17 protein-coding genes are annotated in these 19,727 nt (G+C 70.3%); 8 read left to right on the forward strand and 9 right to left on the reverse strand.

Annotated elements, in window-relative coordinates; translation table 11 throughout:
• Positions 1-32 precede the first annotated feature (32 nt).
• The 5 genes from BLV39_RS04375 to hisD are packed head-to-tail and all read left to right on the forward strand — an operon-like array spanning position 33 to position 5,727.
• Positions 33-1,598 (forward strand): N-acyl-D-amino-acid deacylase family protein, encoded by a 1,566-nt coding sequence (locus BLV39_RS04375; RefSeq protein ID WP_090787524.1) that lies wholly within the window; start codon positions 33-35, stop codon positions 1,596-1,598.
• Positions 1,595-2,428, forward strand: coding sequence for an amidohydrolase family protein (locus tag BLV39_RS04380; RefSeq protein ID WP_090787527.1), 834 nt, complete (start codon positions 1,595-1,597; stop codon positions 2,426-2,428). The genes BLV39_RS04375 and BLV39_RS04380 overlap by 4 nt, the downstream gene beginning before the upstream one ends.
• Positions 2,425-3,504: an alanine racemase gene (locus BLV39_RS04385; RefSeq protein WP_176984763.1), complete on the forward strand. Its 1,080-nt coding sequence runs from the start codon at positions 2,425-2,427 to the stop codon at positions 3,502-3,504. The genes BLV39_RS04380 and BLV39_RS04385 overlap by 4 nt, the downstream gene beginning before the upstream one ends.
• A 46-nt stretch (positions 3,505-3,550) precedes the next feature.
• Positions 3,551-4,384, forward strand: coding sequence for a PIG-L deacetylase family protein (locus BLV39_RS04390; RefSeq protein WP_176984764.1), 834 nt, complete (start codon positions 3,551-3,553; stop codon positions 4,382-4,384).
• Between the two features lie 20 nt (positions 4,385-4,404).
• The gene (hisD, locus tag BLV39_RS04395) at positions 4,405-5,727 is read left to right on the forward strand and encodes a histidinol dehydrogenase (protein ID WP_090787535.1); all 1,323 of its coding nucleotides are present in this window, start codon (positions 4,405-4,407) and stop codon (positions 5,725-5,727) included.
• Here the strand turns inward: hisD and BLV39_RS04400 are convergent.
• The gene (locus BLV39_RS04400) at positions 5,702-6,601 is read right to left on the reverse strand and encodes a hypothetical protein (protein WP_090787538.1); all 900 of its coding nucleotides are present in this window, start codon (positions 6,599-6,601) and stop codon (positions 5,702-5,704) included. The genes hisD and BLV39_RS04400 overlap by 26 nt on opposite strands.
• Positions 6,602-6,837: 236 nt before the next feature.
• On the opposite strand from BLV39_RS04400, the gene BLV39_RS42150 reads away from it, so the two are divergent.
• The gene (locus tag BLV39_RS42150) at positions 6,838-7,017 is read left to right on the forward strand and encodes a hypothetical protein (RefSeq protein ID WP_143049641.1); all 180 of its coding nucleotides are present in this window, start codon (positions 6,838-6,840) and stop codon (positions 7,015-7,017) included.
• Between the two features lie 227 nt (positions 7,018-7,244).
• On the opposite strand, the gene BLV39_RS04405 is transcribed toward BLV39_RS42150, so the two are convergent.
• From BLV39_RS04405 to BLV39_RS04430, 6 genes are all read right to left on the reverse strand, one after another.
• Positions 7,245-7,691, reverse strand: a complete 447-nt coding sequence (locus BLV39_RS04405) for a phosphatase domain-containing protein (RefSeq protein ID WP_090787541.1) — start codon at positions 7,689-7,691, stop codon at positions 7,245-7,247.
• 42 nt (positions 7,692-7,733) lie between these two features.
• Positions 7,734-8,456 carry an anti-sigma factor gene (locus BLV39_RS04410; RefSeq protein WP_090787543.1) on the reverse strand — a complete coding sequence of 241 codons (723 nt, stop codon included), beginning with the start codon at positions 8,454-8,456 and terminating at the stop codon, positions 7,734-7,736.
• Positions 8,453-9,073: an ECF RNA polymerase sigma factor SigK gene (sigK, locus tag BLV39_RS04415; protein ID WP_090787545.1), complete on the reverse strand. Its 621-nt coding sequence runs from the start codon at positions 9,071-9,073 to the stop codon at positions 8,453-8,455. Before sigK ends, BLV39_RS04410 begins: the two co-directional genes overlap by 4 nt.
• A gap of 80 nt (positions 9,074-9,153) precedes the next feature.
• A complete protein-coding gene (locus BLV39_RS04420) occupies positions 9,154-10,566 on the reverse strand; it encodes an urease accessory protein UreH domain-containing protein (protein WP_176984765.1) in 1,413 nt (470 codons plus the stop codon).
• On the reverse strand, positions 10,563-11,870 hold the full coding sequence (locus tag BLV39_RS04425) for a tetratricopeptide repeat protein (protein WP_090787548.1): 1,308 nt from the start codon (positions 11,868-11,870) through the stop codon (positions 10,563-10,565). Before BLV39_RS04425 ends, BLV39_RS04420 begins: the two co-directional genes overlap by 4 nt.
• 62 nt (positions 11,871-11,932) lie before the next feature.
• A complete protein-coding gene (locus BLV39_RS04430) occupies positions 11,933-13,600 on the reverse strand; it encodes a DUF4331 domain-containing protein (RefSeq protein ID WP_090787551.1) in 1,668 nt (555 codons plus the stop codon).
• 369 nt (positions 13,601-13,969) lie between these two features.
• Here BLV39_RS04430 and BLV39_RS04435 point away from each other — a divergent pair, with 369 nt between their 5' ends.
• Positions 13,970-16,306 carry an EAL domain-containing protein gene (locus tag BLV39_RS04435; protein ID WP_239083711.1) on the forward strand — a complete coding sequence of 779 codons (2,337 nt, stop codon included), beginning with the start codon at positions 13,970-13,972 and terminating at the stop codon, positions 16,304-16,306.
• 137 nt (positions 16,307-16,443) lie between these two features.
• On the opposite strand, the gene BLV39_RS04440 is transcribed toward BLV39_RS04435, so the two are convergent.
• Entirely contained in the window at positions 16,444-16,956 is a 513-nt protein-coding gene (locus tag BLV39_RS04440; RefSeq protein ID WP_176984767.1) for an RICIN domain-containing protein, read from the reverse strand.
• Positions 16,957-17,162: 206 nt separating this feature from the next.
• Here BLV39_RS04440 and BLV39_RS04445 point away from each other — a divergent pair, with 206 nt between their 5' ends.
• A complete protein-coding gene (locus BLV39_RS04445) occupies positions 17,163-18,218 on the forward strand; it encodes a hypothetical protein (RefSeq protein WP_143049643.1) in 1,056 nt (351 codons plus the stop codon).
• Between the two features lie 22 nt (positions 18,219-18,240).
• Here the strand turns inward: BLV39_RS04445 and ahcY are convergent, their stop codons facing one another.
• Positions 18,241-19,686 carry an adenosylhomocysteinase gene (gene ahcY / locus BLV39_RS04450; protein ID WP_090787563.1) on the reverse strand — a complete coding sequence of 482 codons (1,446 nt, stop codon included), beginning with the start codon at positions 19,684-19,686 and terminating at the stop codon, positions 18,241-18,243.
• Between the last annotated feature and the right edge of the window lie 41 nt (positions 19,687-19,727).

Below are 19,727 nucleotides of genomic sequence, written 5' to 3' on the forward strand. Positions count from 1 at the left end.
GCACATGGAACCACATTCCATTCGAGCTGCCCATGCCTGACGAACTGCTGTTGACCGGCGGCCTGGTGGTCGACGGCTCGGGCGGCCCCGCCGTCACCGCCGACGTGCTGGTGCGCGAAGGCCGGATCGCCGCGATCGGCTCCGGGCTCACCGCGGGCGAGGTTCGCGACGTCACCGGCCGCGTGATCTGCCCGGGTTTCGTCGACGTGCACACCCATTCCGACCTGACGCTGCTCTCTGATCCGCGCGCGCTGAGCAAGGTGCACCAGGGCGTGACCACCGAGGTCGTCGGCAACTGTGGCCTCGGCGTGGCGCCGTTGGCGTCCGGCGCGGACATCGGCCCGATCCGGCAGGCGGTCGGCTACCTCGACCTCGATCCTGACGTTGACTGGTCCTGGCCGGATCTCGGCGGCTATCTCGACGTGCTGGCCGCAGCCGGCCCGGGCATCAACGTCGCCACGCTGGTCGGGCATCTCGCGCTGCACGCCTCGGTGGTCGGCTTCACGGACCGGCCGGCCTCGCCTTCCGAGATCGACCGGATGTGCGGGCTGCTCGGCGACGCCTTCGACGCGGGTGCGGTCGGGCTGTCCACCGGGCTGGTCTACGCGCCGTTGCCCTACGTGCGCGACGCCGAACTGCTGGCCCTGGCGTCGCTGGTCGCCGACCGGGACCGGATCTTCACCTGGCACGTCCGGAACTACGACGACGACCTGCTCGACTCGGTGGCGCAGGCGGTCGCGGTCGCGCGGGCGACCGGCGCCCGCACCCAGATCTCGCACCTGGCCGCGGTCGGCCGCCGCAACTGGGGCGCGGTCCGGCGGGCACTCGACCTGGTCGACGCCGCCAACGCGGACGGCTGTGACGTCGGCGTCGACATCTACCCCTACCTGCACGGCAACGCACCCCTGTCGCAGTTGCTGCCCGCGCACGTCCAGGAGGGTGGCCCCTCGGTGTGGGGCCCCCGACTGCGTGACCCTGACGTGCGTGCCGAGGTCCGCGCCGCCTGGGTGGACCGGCCGACCGGCTGGGACGAGCTGATGTTGAGCTGGACCAGCCGGCCGGCGCCGGACCCGGTGGTCGGGCGAACGATCGCGGACCTCGCGGCCTCGGCCGATCCCGCTGATGTCGTGCTCGACCTGCTCGCCGAGCTCGGCAACGGCGTGCTGATGACGGCCGGCGGGCGCAGCGAGGACGACCTGCGTGCCGTGCTCGGCCACCCGGCCGCGGTGGTCGCCTCGGACGGGCTCGCGCTCGACCCGAGCGGCGTGACCGGGGCTGGCGTGCCGCACCCGCGCAGCTACGGCACGTTTCCGCGCTACCTGCGCTCGTACGCCGCCGATCTGCCCGATGCGGTGCGGCGCTGCACCTCGGCGCCGGCGGCCCGCGTCGGGCTGCGCGACCGAGGTTGGCTGCGCCCGGGCGCGCCGGCCGATGTCGTGGTCTTCGACCCCGCGCGGTTGATCGACCGGGCCACCTTCACCGATCCGCACCAGTTCGCCGCCGGCATCGACCTCGTGCTCGTCAACGGCGTGGTCACCGTCGACGGGGGAGAGCACACCGGCCAGCGGGCCGGGAGCGTCTTGAAAGGGTCAGCATGATCGACGTACACACCCACTGTCATCTCGCCGAACACTGGGGTTGCGAGTGGCATCGCAACTGGCAGCCCGTCTACGGCCACGAGTACGCGAACCGCACCCCCGAGCAGTACGACGAGGCGATGGCCGCGGCCGGCGTCGACCTGGCGTTCGTGTTCGGCATGCGGGCCACCCGGGCCGGCGTGATCACCCCGAACGAGTACGTCGAGCAGTTCTGTGCTGACACCTCGACCAACACGATCGGCTTCATGGCGCTCGACCTCTCCGACGCCGACGTCATGGACCAGCTCGCCGACGGCATCGCCCGCGGCCTGCGCGGCGTCAAGCTCTACCCGGTGCTGGCCCACTTCGACCCGCGCGACGAGGCACACGACCCGTTCTTCCGGGCGGCCACGGAGGCTGGGCTGATCGTGCTCTGGCACATGGGCACCACCCCGAGCCCCGAAGGGCGGCTGGAACTGACGAACCCGCTGCTGGTCGACGACGTGGCCCGGCGGCATCCCGACCTCAAGCAGATCATCGCCCACCTGGGCCACCCGTGGCAGCGCGAGACGATCGTGGTGCTGCGCAAGGCGCGCAACGTGTTCGGCGACGTGTCCGCGTCGTGGGCCCGGCCCTTGGACGGCTTCATGGCGCTGGTACGCGCGCAGGAGTGGGGCGTCACGCAGAAGCTGCTGTTCGGCTCCGATTATCCGATGTGGACTCCGGCCGAAGCGGTCGCCGGGCTGCGTTCCCTGGCCGAGATGCGGCCTTCCGGCCTGCCGGCGATCAAGCCTGAGACGCTCGAATGGCTGCTCGACGGCGACCCGCGCGCGGCGCTGGGGCTGGCATGATCCCGCTCGCCGCGCTGCCGACCCCCGCGCTGCTGGTCGACCTCGACCGGCTGGAGCGCAACATCGCCGCCATGGCCGGAGCGTTCGCGGCCGCCGGTGTCGCGCTGCGCCCGCACATCAAGACCTCCAAGTGCTGGGAGGTCGCCCGCCGCCAGCTCGCCGCCGGCGCGATCGGCTTCACCTGCTCGACCGCGGCGGAGGTGGCCTGGCTCCAGTCGCGCGGCGTCGGCGACCTGCTGTGGGCACACGTCCCGATCGGGCCGCGCAAGGTGGCCTTCGTCGTCGACGCGATCGCCCAGCACGGCGGCGGGCTGACCGTCTCGCTGGACTCGGTCGAGGCGGCGCGGCCGCTGTCGCGCGCGGCCGCTGCCGCGGCCGTCACCGTGCCGTTCGTGCTCGAGGTCAACACCGGGCACGCCCGGCTGGGCGTCGAGCCTTCGTCGGCGGTCGCGACGGCTACCGCGATCGCGTCGCTGCCGGGTCTGCGGCTGCGCGGCGTGCTGACCCACGAGGGGCACATTTCCGCGCTGGCCGACCGCTCGGCTCTGGAACAGGCCGGCGGGGCGGCGGGTGCGCTGCTGGTGTCGGTCGCCGACGCGCTGCGTACCGCCGGATTTCCGATCGAGGTCGTCTCCGTCGGCTCGACGCCCGGTGCCACGTCGACGCCGTTCGTGCCCGGGGTGACCGAGGGCCGGCCCGGCACCTACGTCTACTACGACGCGAACCAGACCCGGCTCGGTAGCTGCACGCTCGACCAGTGCGCGCAGACCGTGCTCGCCACCGTGGCGTCCGTGCAGCGCGCCGGCCGGCCGATCATCGACGCCGGCATCAAGGCGATGAGCTCCGACGCGATCGCGGCCGCGGGCGGGGTGGGCCTGGTGCTCGACCGGCCGGACGTCACCTTCCCGGAGGCCAACGAGGAGCACGGGTTCCTGCTCGGTAGCGGCTTGGCCGTCGGTGACCTGGTGCGGCTGGTGCCCAACCACGCCTGCGGCACGACCAACATGTGGAGCCACCTGTACGCGGTGCGCGGCGACATGGCGGTCGAGCGGTGGGAAATCTCGGCCCGCTACTGATTGACATGGAACGACGTTTCACGTTCGCTGGACAACCATGAAGGTCATGACCATCTACGCCCACCCGGCGGACACCATCACGAACTGCGGCGGCACCCTGGCCCGGCACGCGGCCGCGGGTGACGAAGTGGTTGCGCTGATCCTCACTCACGGCGGCCGGATGCACGCCAACCGGTACGCGGAGGAATGGCGTAAAGAGAGCCCGGACGAGGCGATCGTCTCCGCCGACCTGGAGGCGATCGCGGCACACAAGAAGGACGAGCTGAAGCGCGCCGCGGAGATCGTCGGTATCTCCCGGGTGATCACGCTCGACCTCGACGACCACTACGCCGCCCTCCAGGAAGCGGTCGTCGACCAGATCGCCGAGCAGCTCGCGATCGAGCGCCCCGACGTGGTCATCTGTGACTACCCGGTCAATCCGGTGATGGCCGCCAACATGCACACGGTCGCGACGGTGAGCGTGCTGGCCGCCCTCGGCCGTGCGGGCATGTTCCTGCGCAACCTCGACGGCAAGTCAGAGTTCCACGTCAAGCAGGTCTTCTTCACCTCGCTGCCGGTGATGGCCGGTGACGGGCTGAGCCTGTACGGGTTGCGCAACGACGTCTACATCGACATCACGGACGTGGTCGGCAAGAAGGTCGCGGCGATGGACTGCTTCGACAGCCAGGGCTACTCGGGGTTGTTCGCCCGCAAGCTGATCGAGGCCAACAACGGCGAGAGCGGCCGGGTGGCGGGGGTCAACTTCGCCGAGGCGTTCTACCGCATGAACAACGAGACCCACACGCTGCTGCCGGTCACCGAGGCCGCGCGCGGCGACGACGTGCTGACCCGGCACATCACGTACAGCACGATCGACCTGCGGGCGACGTACCCGATCTGACTTTCTGGAGGTTTCTGGTCATGGCGGCGCGATATCTGAAGTCGGCTCCGGCGGCGGCCCACGACGACGCGCAGTCGCGCGGGGTGCGGGAGACGGTGGCGACGGTGATCGCCGACGTGCGGTCGCGCGGTGACGCCGCGGTCCGGGAGTACTCGGAGAAGTTCGACAACTGGTCGCCTTCGTCGTTTCGCCTGTCTCCCGAGGAGATCGAGCGGATCGTGGCGACTGTGCCCGCACAGGCCATCGCGGACATCAAGACGGTGCAGGCGCGGGTACGCGACTTCGCGCAACGGCAGAAGGACTCGCTGCGCGACTTCGAGGACGAGGTCTCGCCGGGTGTGTTCCTCGGTCAGAAGAACATCCCCGTCACGGCGGCCGGCGCGTACGTGCCCGGCGGCCGCTACCCGCTGGTGGCGTCGGCGCACATGACCGTGGTGACCGCGAAGGTCGCGGGCGTCTCGCGCGTCACCTCGTGCACGCCGCCGATCCGGGGCGAGATCCCGGCGGCGACGGTCGCGGCGCTGCACCTGGCCGGCGCCGACGAGATCTACCTGCTCGGCGGCACCCAGGCGGTGGCGGCGATGGCGCTGGGCACCGAGACGATCGGCAAGGTCGACCTGCTGGCCGGCCCGGGCAACGCCTACGTCGCCGAGGCCAAGCGCCAGCTCTTCGGTGAGGTCGGCATCGACCTGTTCGCCGGGCCGACCGAGATCCTGGTCATCGCGGACGGCGCGGCCGACCCCTTCGTGGTCGCGGTCGACCTGCTCAGCCAGGCCGAACACGGCCCGGACTCGCCGGCCATCCTGATCACCGACTCCGAGCCGCTGGCCCGTCGGGTGCTGGAGCTGATCGAGGAGATCCTGCCCGGCATGCCCACCCGTGACTTCGCCGCGCCGGCCTGGCGCGACCACGGCGAGGTGGCCGTGGTCGCCGATCTGGCGGAGGCGTTCGCGCTGGCCGACTCGTACGCCTCGGAGCACGTGCAGGTTTTGACCGAGTCACCCCGCGACGCGCTGACCGCGATGCGGAACTACGGCGCGCTGTTCCTCGGTGAGGGCACCTGTGTGTCCTATGGGGACAAGGTGATCGGCACGAACCACACGCTGCCGACCCGGGGCGCGGCCCGCTACACGGGCGGTCTGTGGGTGGGCAAGTACCTCAAGACGGTCACGTACCAGGAGGTCACCAGCCGGGAGGCCAGCGTCGAACTGGGCCGCCTGTGCGGCCGCGCGGCGCGGGTGGAGCTCTTCGAAGGCCACGCCCGATCCGGCGACGTGCGGGCGCACAAGTACGCCGGCGACCCGCTGCCCTGGGCTCCTACGGGATCGGGTGTGTCTGGTTGAGGTCCCACTCGTAATGCCGCCCGGCGGGCTTCTCGTCCCGCCACACGATGACCCATTCCTCGGTGCGCTCGTCGCGGGCCGGTTCGTCGAGCTCGCCGTACCCTCGTCGCTCTTTGACACTCGGTGGCTGGTCGCTGCGCGGGAAGACGAACCGGACCACGAACGAGGTCAGCGCCGAGGGAGCGCCGTTGGCCGTGGGGAGGCGGTCGTCCCAGCCGAGCCGGTCCCAGCCGCGTTCGCGCAGCGGCCGCCACAGACCCTTGGGGTGGTACTCCACCTCCCACCGGGTCTCGTGGGTCAGAGCCGGGTCGAAGACGAGCCAGACGCGCAGCAGCCCGATCCGCTCGCGGAGCGGCAGCGGGGTGATGCTGCCGGCGCCGTCGCGAAGCTCGGCCTTGAAGTCGATCTCCTCCAGCCGGACCACGCGCTCGTCGTCGGAGGGGATGATCGGCCGCATGGTCAGGTGGGTGACCCGGGGATTGGGTGTCGTCTGCCGTTTCTCGACGATCAGGTCGCTGTCGTCGTCGGTGCCGACTGTGACGGTGACCTCGAGCGTCTCGCGGAACAGTGGCGTCTCGCGGTCACTGATCCGCTCGATGGCGTCCCGGTAGCGTTGATGGCCGGCCTGGTGCATGTCGAGTAGCTGGGTGACCTTCTCGAGCTCGGTGCGGAGCCGCTTGACGTGGGCGCGGAAGTACACGAGCCAGAGCCGCGCGGCGAGGTAGAGCACGCACGAGATCAGCACGGCCCGCAGGATGATCCGGGCGACGCCGGCGGGGAAGTCCGCGAGCTGCGCGATGCCGGACGCCAGGCCGACGACGACCACGGTGTAGTTCAGGACCCGTAGGACGAGCCCCTTGACCTCGGTCGGCATGCGCACTGTCGGTTCATCCCCGTGGATCGGCTGGTCGTCTCAGCTTTCCAAAACAGGGCAAAGTCGACCAACCCCCGAACGGGCGACCGCGCCCGAACGGGCTCGCCCGACCGGCGCGTAACGATCGACCGGGTACTGACCGGGTGAATGCCGGCGGGTGCCTATTGCCCCGCCGTGACGGCGAACGCATGCTGTGGTGAGCCTGCGATCGCCATTGATCAATGTGGAGGGACTTCGTGCCGACCCGGTTACCGCACTTGCGCTTCGTGCTCCCTCGCCCCGAGCTGACCGACGGGACAGGTGGTGACGGCGGCAACCGGTGGGCGCTGACGAGCAACCCGTCGGCCTTGCTGGCGGCGTCACTGACCGTGTCGGCGCTGCTGGTCGCGCTGTTGACGGCCGGGTTGCGGTTCTAGCGTCGGGTCCCGCCGTCGCCGCCGCGCCGGTGGCAGGTGCTGATCCCGATCCTCATTCGCGTCCCCTTCGACGTCGGTGCGCTCGTTGCTACAACGGCGTACCCGCCGGGTCGGTGATTGCCGCCCACGGCCGAACCCACGACTCGCAGCTTAGCGAGCGTTGAGCCCCGGTTCGTCCGTTCCGCCCACCTGGTGTCACCCGCGCGCGGTGCGTTTCGCACACCTGTCTAGAAGTCCCCGTCGGCGACCTGGCAGACGGTCAGCTTGAAGACCGTGCGCCACATGCGGACCACGCTGTCGCGGTCGTCGATGACGAACGCGACCTCGTAGCGGGGCGCGACGAAGCGGCGGTAGAGGTCGGCCTTGGTCTTGTGGTCCGGGCGGTCGTCGTGGTCGGCCCGCAGGAACAGGTCGTCGAACTCGATGCCCTGCGCGTCGAGCCACATCTCGGTCTGCTGGCGGCACTGTTCCTTTCGCCCGGACATCACGACGATCCGATGCCGGCCGGCGGCCGAGACCGTCTGGACAAGCTCGATCACGGCCGGGTTCGGTTGGTCCTCACCGACCCGGCTCCAGTCGTAGGGCGAGCGCTTGCCACGGATGGCCAGCGTGCCGTCGACGTCGACCAGCACGGCCCGCTGTCGTCTGGTCACGGGCGGGTCGATCGAGGTCATCCCATGATGATCGCTGGCGGAATGCCGCGCAGCCAAGGCGGTTTAGGTCAGGGCCACCTGCCCGACGATCGGCAGGGTCGGGGTCGGTGAACCGCCCTCGGGCTCGATGGTGGCCGCGAACACGTCGGCCGACGCCGTGCCCTGGATCAGGCGGGTCGCCGTCGTGGTGCCCACCGGTAGGACGCCGGCGTTGGTCGGGGTGGTGCCGTCGAGCATCCATAGCTGGTAGGTGCGGTCGGTGCCGGCCGGCCGGTCGGCCGTCATCGTCAGGACGGCCTCGCCGCGGGCCGCCGAGGCGACCACCGTGAGGCGCACGCCGCTGGTGGACCCGGCCGAGCGGAGGACCGCGTCGGGCGCCGACAGGACATCGGTGACGCGGGCGGACTCGGCCTGGGCTGTGGTGCGTTGCTGGTCGAGTCGGCGTTCCTGGACCACGAAGGTGCCGGTCGCCGCCACCGCGGCCAGCACGACGGCCGCGGCCACCGTGAACAGGCGGCGGTTGCGTTGCGGGCGCACCGGTCTGGCCGGGGTCGGCGCGTCCTGGCGGGTGCGGGAGACCTCGGCGAAGACCCGGTCGCGCAGCGCGGGCGGTGGCACCGACCAAGCGCCGTCGGCCAGCCGGGCCGCCGTCTCCTGGAGCTCGGCCACCTCGATCGCGCAGGTCGCGCAGCCCGCCAGGTGGCGGCGGAAGGTGGCGCGCTCGATGTCGGTCAGCGCGTCGAGCACGTAGGCACCGGACAGCGCGTGCACGTCGCCATTCGTCATGACGGCACCTCCACGCCCAGGCAGTCGCGCAGGCGGATCAGGCCGTCGCGCATGCGGGTCTTGATGGTGGGCAGGCTGACGTCGAGCAGCGTGGCCACCTCGCGGTAGCTGCGGCCGCCGTAGTAAGCCAGCGTGATGGACTCCCGCTGCAACGACGTGAGGTCGTCGAGGCAGCGCCGGACCTGTTGCCGCTCCAGCCGTTCCTCGACCTCGCCGGACACCTCGTCGTAGGGCGTCTGCGCCGACCAAGAGCCGGCCTTTTGCACGCGGTCGCTGGCGGCCTGCTCGGAGCGCACCCGGTCGACCGCCCGCCGGTGGGCGATGGTGAACACCCAGGCGGTGGCCGAGCCGCGGACCGGCTCGAAGCGGGCGGCCGTGCGCCAGACCTCGACCAGCACCTCCTGTGCCACCTCCTCGGCCTGGGCGGGGTCGCGCAGCACCTGTCGGGCCAGGCCGTAGACGCGGGCCGCGACGAGCTCGTAGAGCTGCCGGAAGGCGCCCTCGTCGCCCCGACCGACCGCGACCAGTAGCCGGTCGGCCACGGACCGGTCATCGACCGGCTCGGGCACCGCGGTCAGGTGGTCGCGCGGCGGGTCGCCGTGGCTCTGCTCGCGCATGAAGACTCCTCGCCGCTGCTGGTGTCGCGCTCTTCGCAGGGGGAATGATTCCGCTCCCGTGGTCATGGTCGCCACCCCGGTCAGGCGATTGTGGATAACGCTCGGCCGGCCAGGCCGAGGCCGACCACGACGATCAGGGCCGCGGTGGCCGAGGGCGCTGCCAACTGCCATCTCTCCAGCAGCCGCAACCGGCCGGCGAACCGGTCTCGGACCCGGATGAGCAGAAGGCCCGCCGCGGTCAGGGTGGCCGCCATGCCCAGGCCGTAGGCGAAGACCAGCAGGACACCGAATGCGGTACGTCCCAGCGCGATCGCACCCAGCAACACCACCAGTGCGGACGGGCTGGGCACCAACCCGCCGGCGACCCCGATGCCGGCGATGCCCCACTTGCCAGGCCCGTGCGAATGCGAGTGGCCAGGTCCGTGGTGGTGGCCGTGGTCGTGGTCGTGGCTGTGCGAGTGGTCGTGGGGGTGGTCATGCGTGGCTGCGTGGCGGTTGCGGCTGCGTCGGCGCAGCGCGGACACCAGGGCGCCCACGCCGATCGCCGCCACGATCCCGCCGCTGACCACGCCCAACCACGCCAACACCGACTCGCCGGCGATCCCCGCGAACGTGGTCAGCAACAACCCGAGCGCCAGCACACCCCCGGTGTGGGTAAGCGTCACCGTCGCACCGACGGCCACCGCGTCCCGGGGCCGGCCCGCCCGCCCGGCCAGGTACGCCGCCATCACCGTCTTGCCGTGCCCCGGCAGGGCCGCGTGGGCCGCACCGAGCAACAGCGCCAACAGCACGGCCAGCAGCCCGACCAACGGCGTCAGCCGCGCACCGCCGACCACCGAGTCCAGCCACCGTTCGGCACCGGCCAACGGCCCGGACAACCCGAGCGGTGCCGCACCCGACGATTGCGACGCCGTAGCGCCCGCGGCCACCGCGGCACCGTCCGCCACGGCGGAGAACATAGCCGTGCGTACGTCCGGCGGCGACGACAGCAGATCGTCCGGGTACCCCCGCAGCTCGGCACTGACCGTGGCGGCCGGCACGGTGGAACCCTCCAACCGCACGCCGGCCCCCGTCGCGGTCAGCTCCCGCCACCCGATCCGGTCGGCCCGGAAGCCGTTGTCGACAGTGATGGCCGCACGGGAGGAGAACGAGGCGGGCGCGGTCAGCCGGCAGTCCAGCCGACTCGTCTGAAGCCCGCCGGCCCCGTCGGACAGCGTCAGGTCCGACGATCCGACCGTCCATGGGAGACGCCGGCCGGAGACGGTCACCACCAGCGCGTCCGCCGCTTCCGTGCACGACGGGGCCGGGTCCTGCAACGTCGGAAGCTCGGCCACGTCGGCCACCACGACGGCGTCGACCCGGTCCGGATGCAGCGTCAGCCCGGCGTACCGGTTGACCGAGAAGTTGCCCAGCGGGTGCGCCGCGGCAGGCGCCGACGGCAGCGCCAGGAACCCGACGACCGCCAAGCCCACGAATGCCAGGAAACGCCTCACGACCGTGCCTCCAATGCGGACAGTGCCCGACTGGCCGTCGGCCCGTCGGCGGGCGAGAAGTAGGGGTTGACGGCGCGCACCTGCCGTAGGGCGGACAGCGCACCCGGCTGGTCGCCCAGGGACAGGAGCGTCATGCCGAGGTGGTACGCGTAGCCGGCGTTGCGCGGCGACCCGGCGACCGCCCGCCGCAGCAGCGGCAGCGCCTCGGAGTCGCGCCCGGCCGTATGCAGTGACCAGCCCAGCGCGTCGGCCACGTCGGCGAACGGCCGCCGGCGCCACTCGGCCTGGGCCAGCCGCACGGCCGCGGCGGCGTCCCCCCGGGCGAGTGCGAGCTGCGCGCCGGTCAGGTCGTCCTGCCCGCCGTTCGCGACGAACAGCGTGTGCGCCGCCTCGGCGAGCGTGAGCTGGCGCTGCGACTCGGTGGTCCGGCCGGCCAGCTTCAGCAGCGTGGCGTACTCCAGCAGGGTGTCCGGGGTGGGCGTGCGGGCGGCGACCGTGCCCGCAGCGGTGACCGCGGCGGCCAGATCGCCCTGCGCGGCGGCGACCCTGGCCCGGCCCCGGAGCAGCGCCAGATAGCCGGGGTTGGCCGACAGTCCTGCCGCGTACTCGCGCGACGCGGTCGAGAGGTCACCGGTCGACCAGGCGAGGTCGCCCAACTGGTTGCGGCAGAAGGCGATGTCGGCCGGGTCGACGGCGGCGTCCAGCGCCCGCCGCATCAGGTCGGCGGCCTCGGCGGCCTCGCCGCGCTGTTCGAGGTCGTAGGAGGCGCGGGCGTACGCGGCGAGCCCGGGCCGCAGGTCGAGCATCCGCTGGATCGCGGTCGTCGCGGCGGCGGGGTCGCCGAGCTGGGTGTGCGCGTCGGCCAGCACCCCGTACGCGTCGGCGTCGAAGGGGTTGGCCTTCAAGGCGTCGGTGGCGAACTTCCGCGCGGCCGCGAACTCGTGCCGGGCGTTGGCGAGCGCGCCGAGTCCGACGAGGGCAGCCGGGTTCTCCTTCGGTTTCACCGCCAGTGAGCGCTTCAGCGCCCCTTCGGCCTTGGGGTAGAGGCTGGGGTCGGCGGTCACCCGGGCCTGCTCGACGTAGGCGAGCCCGAGTGCGGCCCAGGTCTGGTGGTCGCGGGGCAGGGTGCGCAGCCGTTCCTGGGCCCGGCCGATGTTCGCGGCCAGCCGGTCGGGTGCCACAGCGGGGGCGGCCGTGGACGACAGCGACGGCGCCGGCTTGCGAAGGCCGAACACCGCACCGGCACCGAGCAGGGCGACGGTGGCGACGGCCACCACCACGACCGTCCGAAGGGGAGTACGCATGAGCGGGGTCCTTCCGGGAAGGCGGGGCGCGCCCCAGGTTTGGGACGCGCCCCGTGCACCTGTCAGAGCTTTACGGTGTCGTCCGGAGCCGGGCCGGCTGCCGAGGTCGTTGCCGCCACCGGTCGCTGTCGGCGGAACCACCAGGTCACCAGGACCAGGGCCAGCAGGAGCGTGCCGAGCACGGCGACGGTGAGGACCGAGCCGGTGCCCATGTCGTCGGACGCCGCGGCGGCGGCCGGCGAGAGGGACGGCGCCGGAGAGTCGTCGTCACTTGGCGGCACGATCGCCGGCGCGTTCGGGTCGGCGGCCGCGCTGCTCTGGCCACCGTTGACCGCACCCACGTTCGGCAGTGCCACGTACGGGAACTGGCCGCCGAACTGGTTGTCGTTGGCGTCCACCTTGTCGCCCGCGGCGAGCGCGTCGACGAGCTGGCCGGTCTGCGCCGCGCCCTCGACCGCCTGGATCGAGATGTCAACCGCGTCGTCGGTCAGCCGCCGGCCGTTCGGGAAGCCCTGTAGGTCGCCACCGAGCACACCGAGCCGGTTGGGCTGGTCGGCGACCGGCACGCCCAGGTTGAGCCGGAGCATCTCGGAGGGCTGGAACCGCTTGGCGTTGACGTCCTTGTTGTTGAGCTGCGAGTTGAGGTCGGCCTTGATCGGACCGCCGGCCTTGGTGGTGATGCCGGTCAGGAAGATCTCGACCAGGTCGTTGCGGGGTGTGGCCGGCGCGGGCACGCCGTAGATGCCCTCGATCAGCTTGGGCAGCTCGGGGTCGGTGACCCGCTTGACGACGGCCGGGATGCCGGCGTCCTTGTCCGGTGAGATCGAGTTGAACGCGTCCTTCAGGTTCGCCGGCACGACGACCTCGTTGACCAGCGGGTTGCCGAGCCGCGAGACCTGCACGCGCTCGCCGCGGATGCCGTTGGTGCTCTGGCCGGTGACCCGCACCTTGGCGCGGTCGGTGGTGGTCCAGATGCCGACCACGGGGTTGCGGTTGGCGTCGCCGCGCAGTGCCACGTCCTTGAACGGCACCTGGAGCGCGATCGTGTTGACGTTGTAGCCGGCGAGCGTGTCCTGACCGGTCTCGCTCAGGTCACCGCCGTACAGCAGGTCGAAGACCCGCAGGTCGAGGAAGAACGGGTCGTCGGCCTGGCCGGCGAACAGCTTCCAACCACCGTCGAGCTTGATCGTCGCCTCGTCGCGGAGCTTCTGGTAGTCCGGCATCGACGCGTTGCCGATCCGGGACGGCGCGACCGGTGCGTTGCTGACGCGGGTCTTGAACGGCCCGCCGTTGAACGACGTCTCCAGCTTGTAGGTCTGCTTGAACAGCAGGTTCGGGTCGTCGAACGAGTCGACCGGCCCGTTGTTGTAGAGGAACGTCGAGCCGCCGCGCTTGTCGATGTTCTTGAACGTGTAGCGGAACACCGCGTCGGCGCGCGCGTCGCCGTCGTTGTCGATGTTGATGTTGTACGCCGCGTCGGTCGCGAACGGATAGAAGTTCGGCCCGCCGTTGGGCTCCTCGAAGGGGATCCAGTTGGCGATCAGCGTCACGTAGTCGGGCCGTTCGGGGCTGACGAACGCGTACAGGTCGGTGTTGTCGGCGGCCGGGTCGCTGGCGATCAGCGGCGCCTCGCGGTGGCTGGACGCCACCGTCGGCTGCGGCCCGAGCGCGGCCAGCGCGATGCCGGTTACGGCGAGCGCCGCGAGGATCGCGCGGGGTTTTCTGGTCATCTCTGTCCTCCCGTCAGGGGATGCCTGCGGGAGGACTTCGATACACGACCGGGTGCCGGATTGGTCGGAGTCGGCTTCCTGTCACCAACCCATCCGGATGCCCCGCGGCTCCGAATAGCCGCGCCAGGACCGGTAATACCTGGCCAGGGTTGTTGTCAGCATCTGCGCAGGACCAGATGTCGGGCTAAGCGGACTAAGCGTCCAATTAGGGCGGTTCGGGCGCTCGGAAGCGATCAAAAACGGCGTAACGGGCGGTCGACCCGTTCTTTAGCCACCTGGCACATTGCCAAGTGCCGTTGCGATTGACGTGTGCCGAGTTGTTTTCGTGTCAACGCTTACTGCACCATGACCTCTTGGCCATTGGGAACCATGGCCAATGCGGAGAGCAACCAAATAGCAGCGGCGCGTAGCCCCGTGTCGCTAATGGCCGTGGAGGCGGAGCCCGTGGGCGGTCGACGCGTGGCGGTAATTGTCGGCGTGAACGATTGTGGCTTGGATGCGGCGTTGCCGAGCCTGCGTTACGCCGAGGGTGACGCGCGCGCCGTGCACAAGGCTCTGACCGATCCCGTCACGGGCGGATTCGCTGCGGCTGACGTGTTTCTGCGCACGGGAGCCGAGGCGGACGCCCGCGGTCTTCGGACTCAGTTGCGGGCCATCACCGAAGAGTCCACGAGTTCCGACACGCTTTTCATTTACTTCGCCGGCCACGCTTTGACCGCGGACTGGCACGGAATCGCCGACGATTATCTGGTTACGCCGGATCTGCGGCGGGCCGCGTTGAACGAGCATCCGGACGAGGGCCTGCGAATGGCATTCCTGCGGGGTGAGGTCCTCGACAGATTCAAAGGCCACGCGTTTCTTGTTCTCGACTGGCAGCACGCCGGGTCGTACGTCGGTGCCGGTGCCGAGCAGATCGAGATGATGCGGGTCGGCGGGCGGCATTCGAAACAGCACAGCGTGCTGATGGCCTCGCCCAGGAAGGGCGGCTCCCGGGAGCCGGAACCGCTCGGCCACGGCCTGCTGACCAAGCACGTGCTCGACGCCCTCGACGGCAAGGCGGCCGACGGCGAAGGACTCGTGACCTTCGGCGCCATGACGGATTATGTGGTCGAGCGGGACATCGATCCCGAGCCGGACCTGTTCGTGCAGTCGCGCGGGACGACGACGGTCTTGACGCGCCCGGGCATCCGGACGTCCGGCGCCGTGGGCGCCGTAGTGGACCCGCTGCCGGCCAATGTGCGGATCGTCGACCTGGCGAACCCGCTGGAAAGGTCGGCCGCGGCGATCGTCGAACTGCTGGTTCGGGTTTTTCCGCGCCACACCTCGCCTGTCCGGTCGCCGACTTCTTCCACCACAGGGGCGTTCGGAGCGACCAGCGAAGGCCCACATCCCGCGCGCAAGCAGGAAAAGACGGAGCTGGTGCGGGCCGCGATGGAGGCCGACGCCGCGGCGGTGCTCGAATACACGAATTCGGGGTTCGTGACGATATCCGCGACGCGGCGCTTCCACGAGGACGACCTGCATTACCTGCTGCGCGGTACCGCGCAGTACACGTCGTTCCCGCTGCGCAGCCACGTCCTGGAGGGAACCTCTGTCGGTCGGGTGCTGTGCGTCCCGCTGCGCCATGGCCTGGAGACCTCGCTCGTCCTGGTCGTGGTCAACCCGGCCCAGGCCCTGCTCGACATCGGCGAGCCGCTGGCCAAGATCCTGGAGGCGATCTGGGCCAACGATCTCAGCGGACCCGTGGAAGAGGGCGAGATCGCGGTGCTCACCGCCCTGCGCGAGAGCTTCGGCCGACTACCTCCGCGGCTCTACAGCCGCTGCTTCGAGTTGTACCGCCAGGTGGTCGGGTCCTTCTCCATGGTCTTCCAGCCGATCGTCGCCATCGACGGCATGCAGCAGTACGTCGACATCCACAGCTACGAGGCGCTCGCCCGGCTGAACGCGGCCGACCCGCGGGCTCCGCGCGACCTGATCCGCCTCGCACACGTCTGGGGCGACGAGTTCGTGATCGAACGCGACGAGGCGATCCTGCGAAAAGCGATCCAGTCGTACGCCGAAGCCCATCGGCAGTGCTACGGCGACAACGCGGGTGCGCCGCGTCCCGTCTCCATCAACGTCGCCGTGCGCTCGTTGCTGAGCAACCCCTACGTCGACGCGGTCGAGCGGACGATCGCGGCCGCCGGGTTGCGACCGAGCTCGGTCACGCTGGAGATCTCCGAGCAGGACCCGATCGAGCCGCGCCCGTACGAATTCTGGGGCGACGACAAACTGGGCTACTTCCACGAACGGCTCGTGGCGATCGCGGACCGTTTGGACATCCGGTTCGCTGTCGACGACTTCGGTGTCGAGCACTCCTCGGTGTCACGCATGGCGGAGCTGCCGCTCACCCAGATCAAGGTCGACCGGGCGCTGTTGCGCCATCCGTTGGCCTACCAGGAACTCGAGTTGGTGGCCAAGGTCGCCCGACACCCCGTCAAGATCGGGCAATCGCCGGCTCGCCGGAGTGTGGTCATAGAAGGCGTCGAGGACGATTCGCCGATCAGCCTGCACCGGATCTACGGTCTCGGAATCCGGCACGTCCAGGGATTCATCACGGGAGAGCGGCCGGCGCCGACGATCAAGCGGGAGATCGGTCGCGAAATGCGTGAGCACCTCGCCTCCCTGGTGCGCGGAAACCGCGGTCCGCTGCGCAAGAGCGCCTGAGGGCCCGAGGGCTGTGGGGTGTCCGGCTGCGCGCGGCCTTCGCGGAGCCGCTCGACGACGTCCAGGCGGTGCTGGCGCGAGCGCTCCGCGAAGACCTCAGCCTGTCAGGGGCGTCGGGCGTCGCATCGTCCCCAGGGTTAGTTTCCCTCGATGCCCCTGGCCCAGGTGAAGATCTGGTTCTGCCCACCGTTGCAGGTGAACTGGAGCAGCTTGGCCCCGTTGGCCGTGCCGTTGTTCTGGACGGTCAGGCACTTCCCGCTCTTCACATTGCGGATCGTCAGGTCCGCGGGCAGCGTCCACAGCTCGTTCAGGCCGATGTTGCACGCGTACTGGATGACCGGCGTGTTGTTTGTCGTCTCGGCATTCAGGACCGTGAGGCACTTGCCGGTCTGGATGTTCCAGATGTTGTACTCCCCGTTGTAGATCTCTTGGATGTAGAAGAGCTGGTTCCCCTTGTCCTTGCACGTGTAGATGGTCAACTGCACGTTGTTGAACGTTCCGTTCGGCACATCGACGCACTTTCGCGACTGGATGCCCTGGATCTGCCATGGTCCGCGAACCTCGGCCGCGGCAGGCGACTGCGGCAGCACGACCGCCGCCGTGACGAGCACGACGAGGGCGAGAACGGAACGAAACAAGCGTCTGCGCACGGGGGACCCTTCTTCGACGGACATCGACGTCCAAGGATCATCGCAATGACAGATGCGTATGTCCATACTCATCAGACACCGACGTGGAACGCGATGCCATATCGGTGACGAGCCGAAGCAGGATGAGCACAACGAAGGCAGCGTTGGACGTGCCGTCCTCGGGCGGGCGCCCCACGCCGTTCGGACCGAGCCCCTAAGATCGGCCGATGCGGTGGAACCGGGGAAGATCCGTTGCCGAGCTGTGCACGGAGTTGGCCGAGGCGATCGACCGACAGGACGAGGGCGCGGCGCAGAAGGCTTTCAAGGAGATCGTCGGCGAGGTGGAACGCGCCGACGCCGCCGCCCTCACCGAGGCGCTGGTCGCGTTGCGGCCGGCGCTCGCGGAGGTGCCACTGGGCAACGGCGCGCCGCTGGCCGCGCTGGCCGGCGGACTGGTCGAGGCGGGCGGCGACCCGGCCGCGGCGCTCGACGTGCTGGCTTCGCGGGTGGCGGAGGGCCTGGAGCAGGCTTCGCGGTTCCCGGCGCTCGCCGGCACCGAGGTGGAACCGCCCACCGACGGGGAGTCCGCACGGGCGATCGTCGAGCGGGTCGCCGAGGCCGGCGGGTTCGACGTCGACGAGGCGTCGCAGGTGACCCAGGCGTGGTTCACGGTCAACGAGTGGATCCCGGCGCTGCTGCTGCCGTTGCAGCAGAAGGCGGGTCGGGCGGCGTTGCCGCACCGGCAGCGGCTGATCGAGGCCGCGTCGGTCGTGCCCGACGAGATCGCCGACGCGCACTGGCTGCTCGGGCTGTTGCTGGTGCTCGACGACGAGCCGCTGGTCGTGGTGCATCGCGCGTCCGAGGCCGTTTTCCTGCTCACGATCAGCGGCGTCGGCGACAACTTCCAGCTTCACACCCTGCTCGCCGACGCGCTGGTCGGCGGTGGGCACCTGCCGGGCGAGCCGCCGGAGCCCTCGTGGGTGGCCGCGGCGAGCGACGGGCCGCTCCAGCCGCAGGGTCCGATCCACGGGCAGTTCAACCTGGTCGACGCCGGCGGCAAATGGATCTGGAACGAGGGCCGTCCGGTCGACGTCGAACCGGTCGCCGGCCGTCGGATCATCGTGCTCGACCCGGCGCCGTACGACCGTACGTGGAATGTCGGTCGGGTCTATCCGCTGATGCTGCCGGAGGTCCGGCTCGACGCCGTGTTGCCGCCGGACCAGGCGGCGGGCTGGCTGCGGTTGGTCAGCCCGGCAAAGGACGACCGCCCGGGTCCAATGTGAACCCGGGCGGTCGCTTCGTGTCTCAGTAGCGGTAGTGCTCCGGCTTGTACGGGCCTTCGACGTGCAGGCCGAGGTACTCCGCCTGCTTCTTGCTCAGCTCGGTGAGCTGGACGCCCAGCGAGTCGAGGTGCAGCCGGGCCACCTTCTCGTCGAGGTGCTTCGGCAGCGTGAACACGGTGTTGCCGTACTCGCCCTGCCACAGCTCGAGCTGGGCCATCACCTGGTTGGCGAACGAGCACGACATCACGAAGCTCGGGTGCCCGGTCGCGTTGCCCAGGTTCATCAGCCGGCCCTCGGAGAGCACGAGGATGGCGTGCCCGTCCGGGAATCGCCACTCGTGCACCTGCGGCTTGACCTCGATCTTCTCGACGCCCGGGACCTTGGCCAGGCCGGCCATGTCGATCTCGTTGTCGAAGTGACCGACGTTGGCGACGATCGCGTTGTGCTTCATCCGCGACATGTGGTCCGCGGTGATGATGTCGACGCCGCCGGTCGTGGTGATGAAGATGTCGGCCTGGCCGACCACGTCCTCGAGCAGCACGACCTGGAGGCCGTCCATCGCCGCCTGGAGCGCGCAGATCGGGTCGATCTCGGTCACCACGACGCGGGCACCCTGGCCCCGCAGCGCCTCGGCCGAGCCCTTGCCGACGTCGCCGTAGCCGCAGACCACGGCCAGCTTGCCGCCGAGCATCACGTCGGTGGCCCGGTTGAGGCCGTCCGTCAGCGAGTGACGGATGCCGTACTTGTTGTCGAACTTGGACTTGGTGACCGAGTCGTTGACGTTGATCGCCGGGAACAGCAGCGTGCCCTCGCGAGCAAGCTCGTAGAGCCGGGTAACGCCGGTGGTGGTCTCCTCGGAGACGCCGCGCATGCCGGCCGCGATCCGGGTGAAGCGCTGACCGTCCTGGCTCACGCTGGCCCGCAGCGTCTCCAGGATCAGGCGGTACTCCTCGTGGTCGTCCTCGGTGGCCGCGGGAACCTGGCCGGCCGCCTCGAACTCGACGCCCTTGTGCACCAGCAGCGTGGCGTCGCCACCGTCGTCGACGATCAGGTTCGGGCCCTGGCCGTCACTGAAGTCGAAGAGGCGCATCGTGCACCACCAGTACTCCTCCAGCGTCTCGCCCTTCCAGGCGAACACCGGGGTGCCGTTGGGCGCGTCGACCGTGCCGGTTCCCACGACGACCGCGGCGGCGGCTTCGTCCTGTGTGGAGAAGATGTTGCAGGACACCCAGCGGACGTCGGCACCGAGCGCGACGAGCGTCTCGATGAGCACGGCCGTCTGCACGGTCATGTGCAGCGAACCGGCGATCCGGGCACCCCGCAGGGGCTGCTGGGCGGCGAACTCGCGGCGCAGCGCCATCAGGCCCGGCATCTCGTGCTCGGCGAGGCGGATCTGGTGCCGACCGGCGGTGGCGAGGTCGAGATCGCGCACGGCGAACTCGACACCGTTGATGTTTTGGACGTGCAAAGGGCACCTCCTGTGACAGGAGGCGCCCTTGGGAATCACTT

Origin of the sequence: Asanoa ishikariensis (assembly GCF_900107455.1) — a bacterium.
In the GTDB taxonomy this organism is placed as follows: Bacteria; Actinomycetota; Actinomycetes; order Mycobacteriales; family Micromonosporaceae; genus Asanoa; species Asanoa ishikariensis.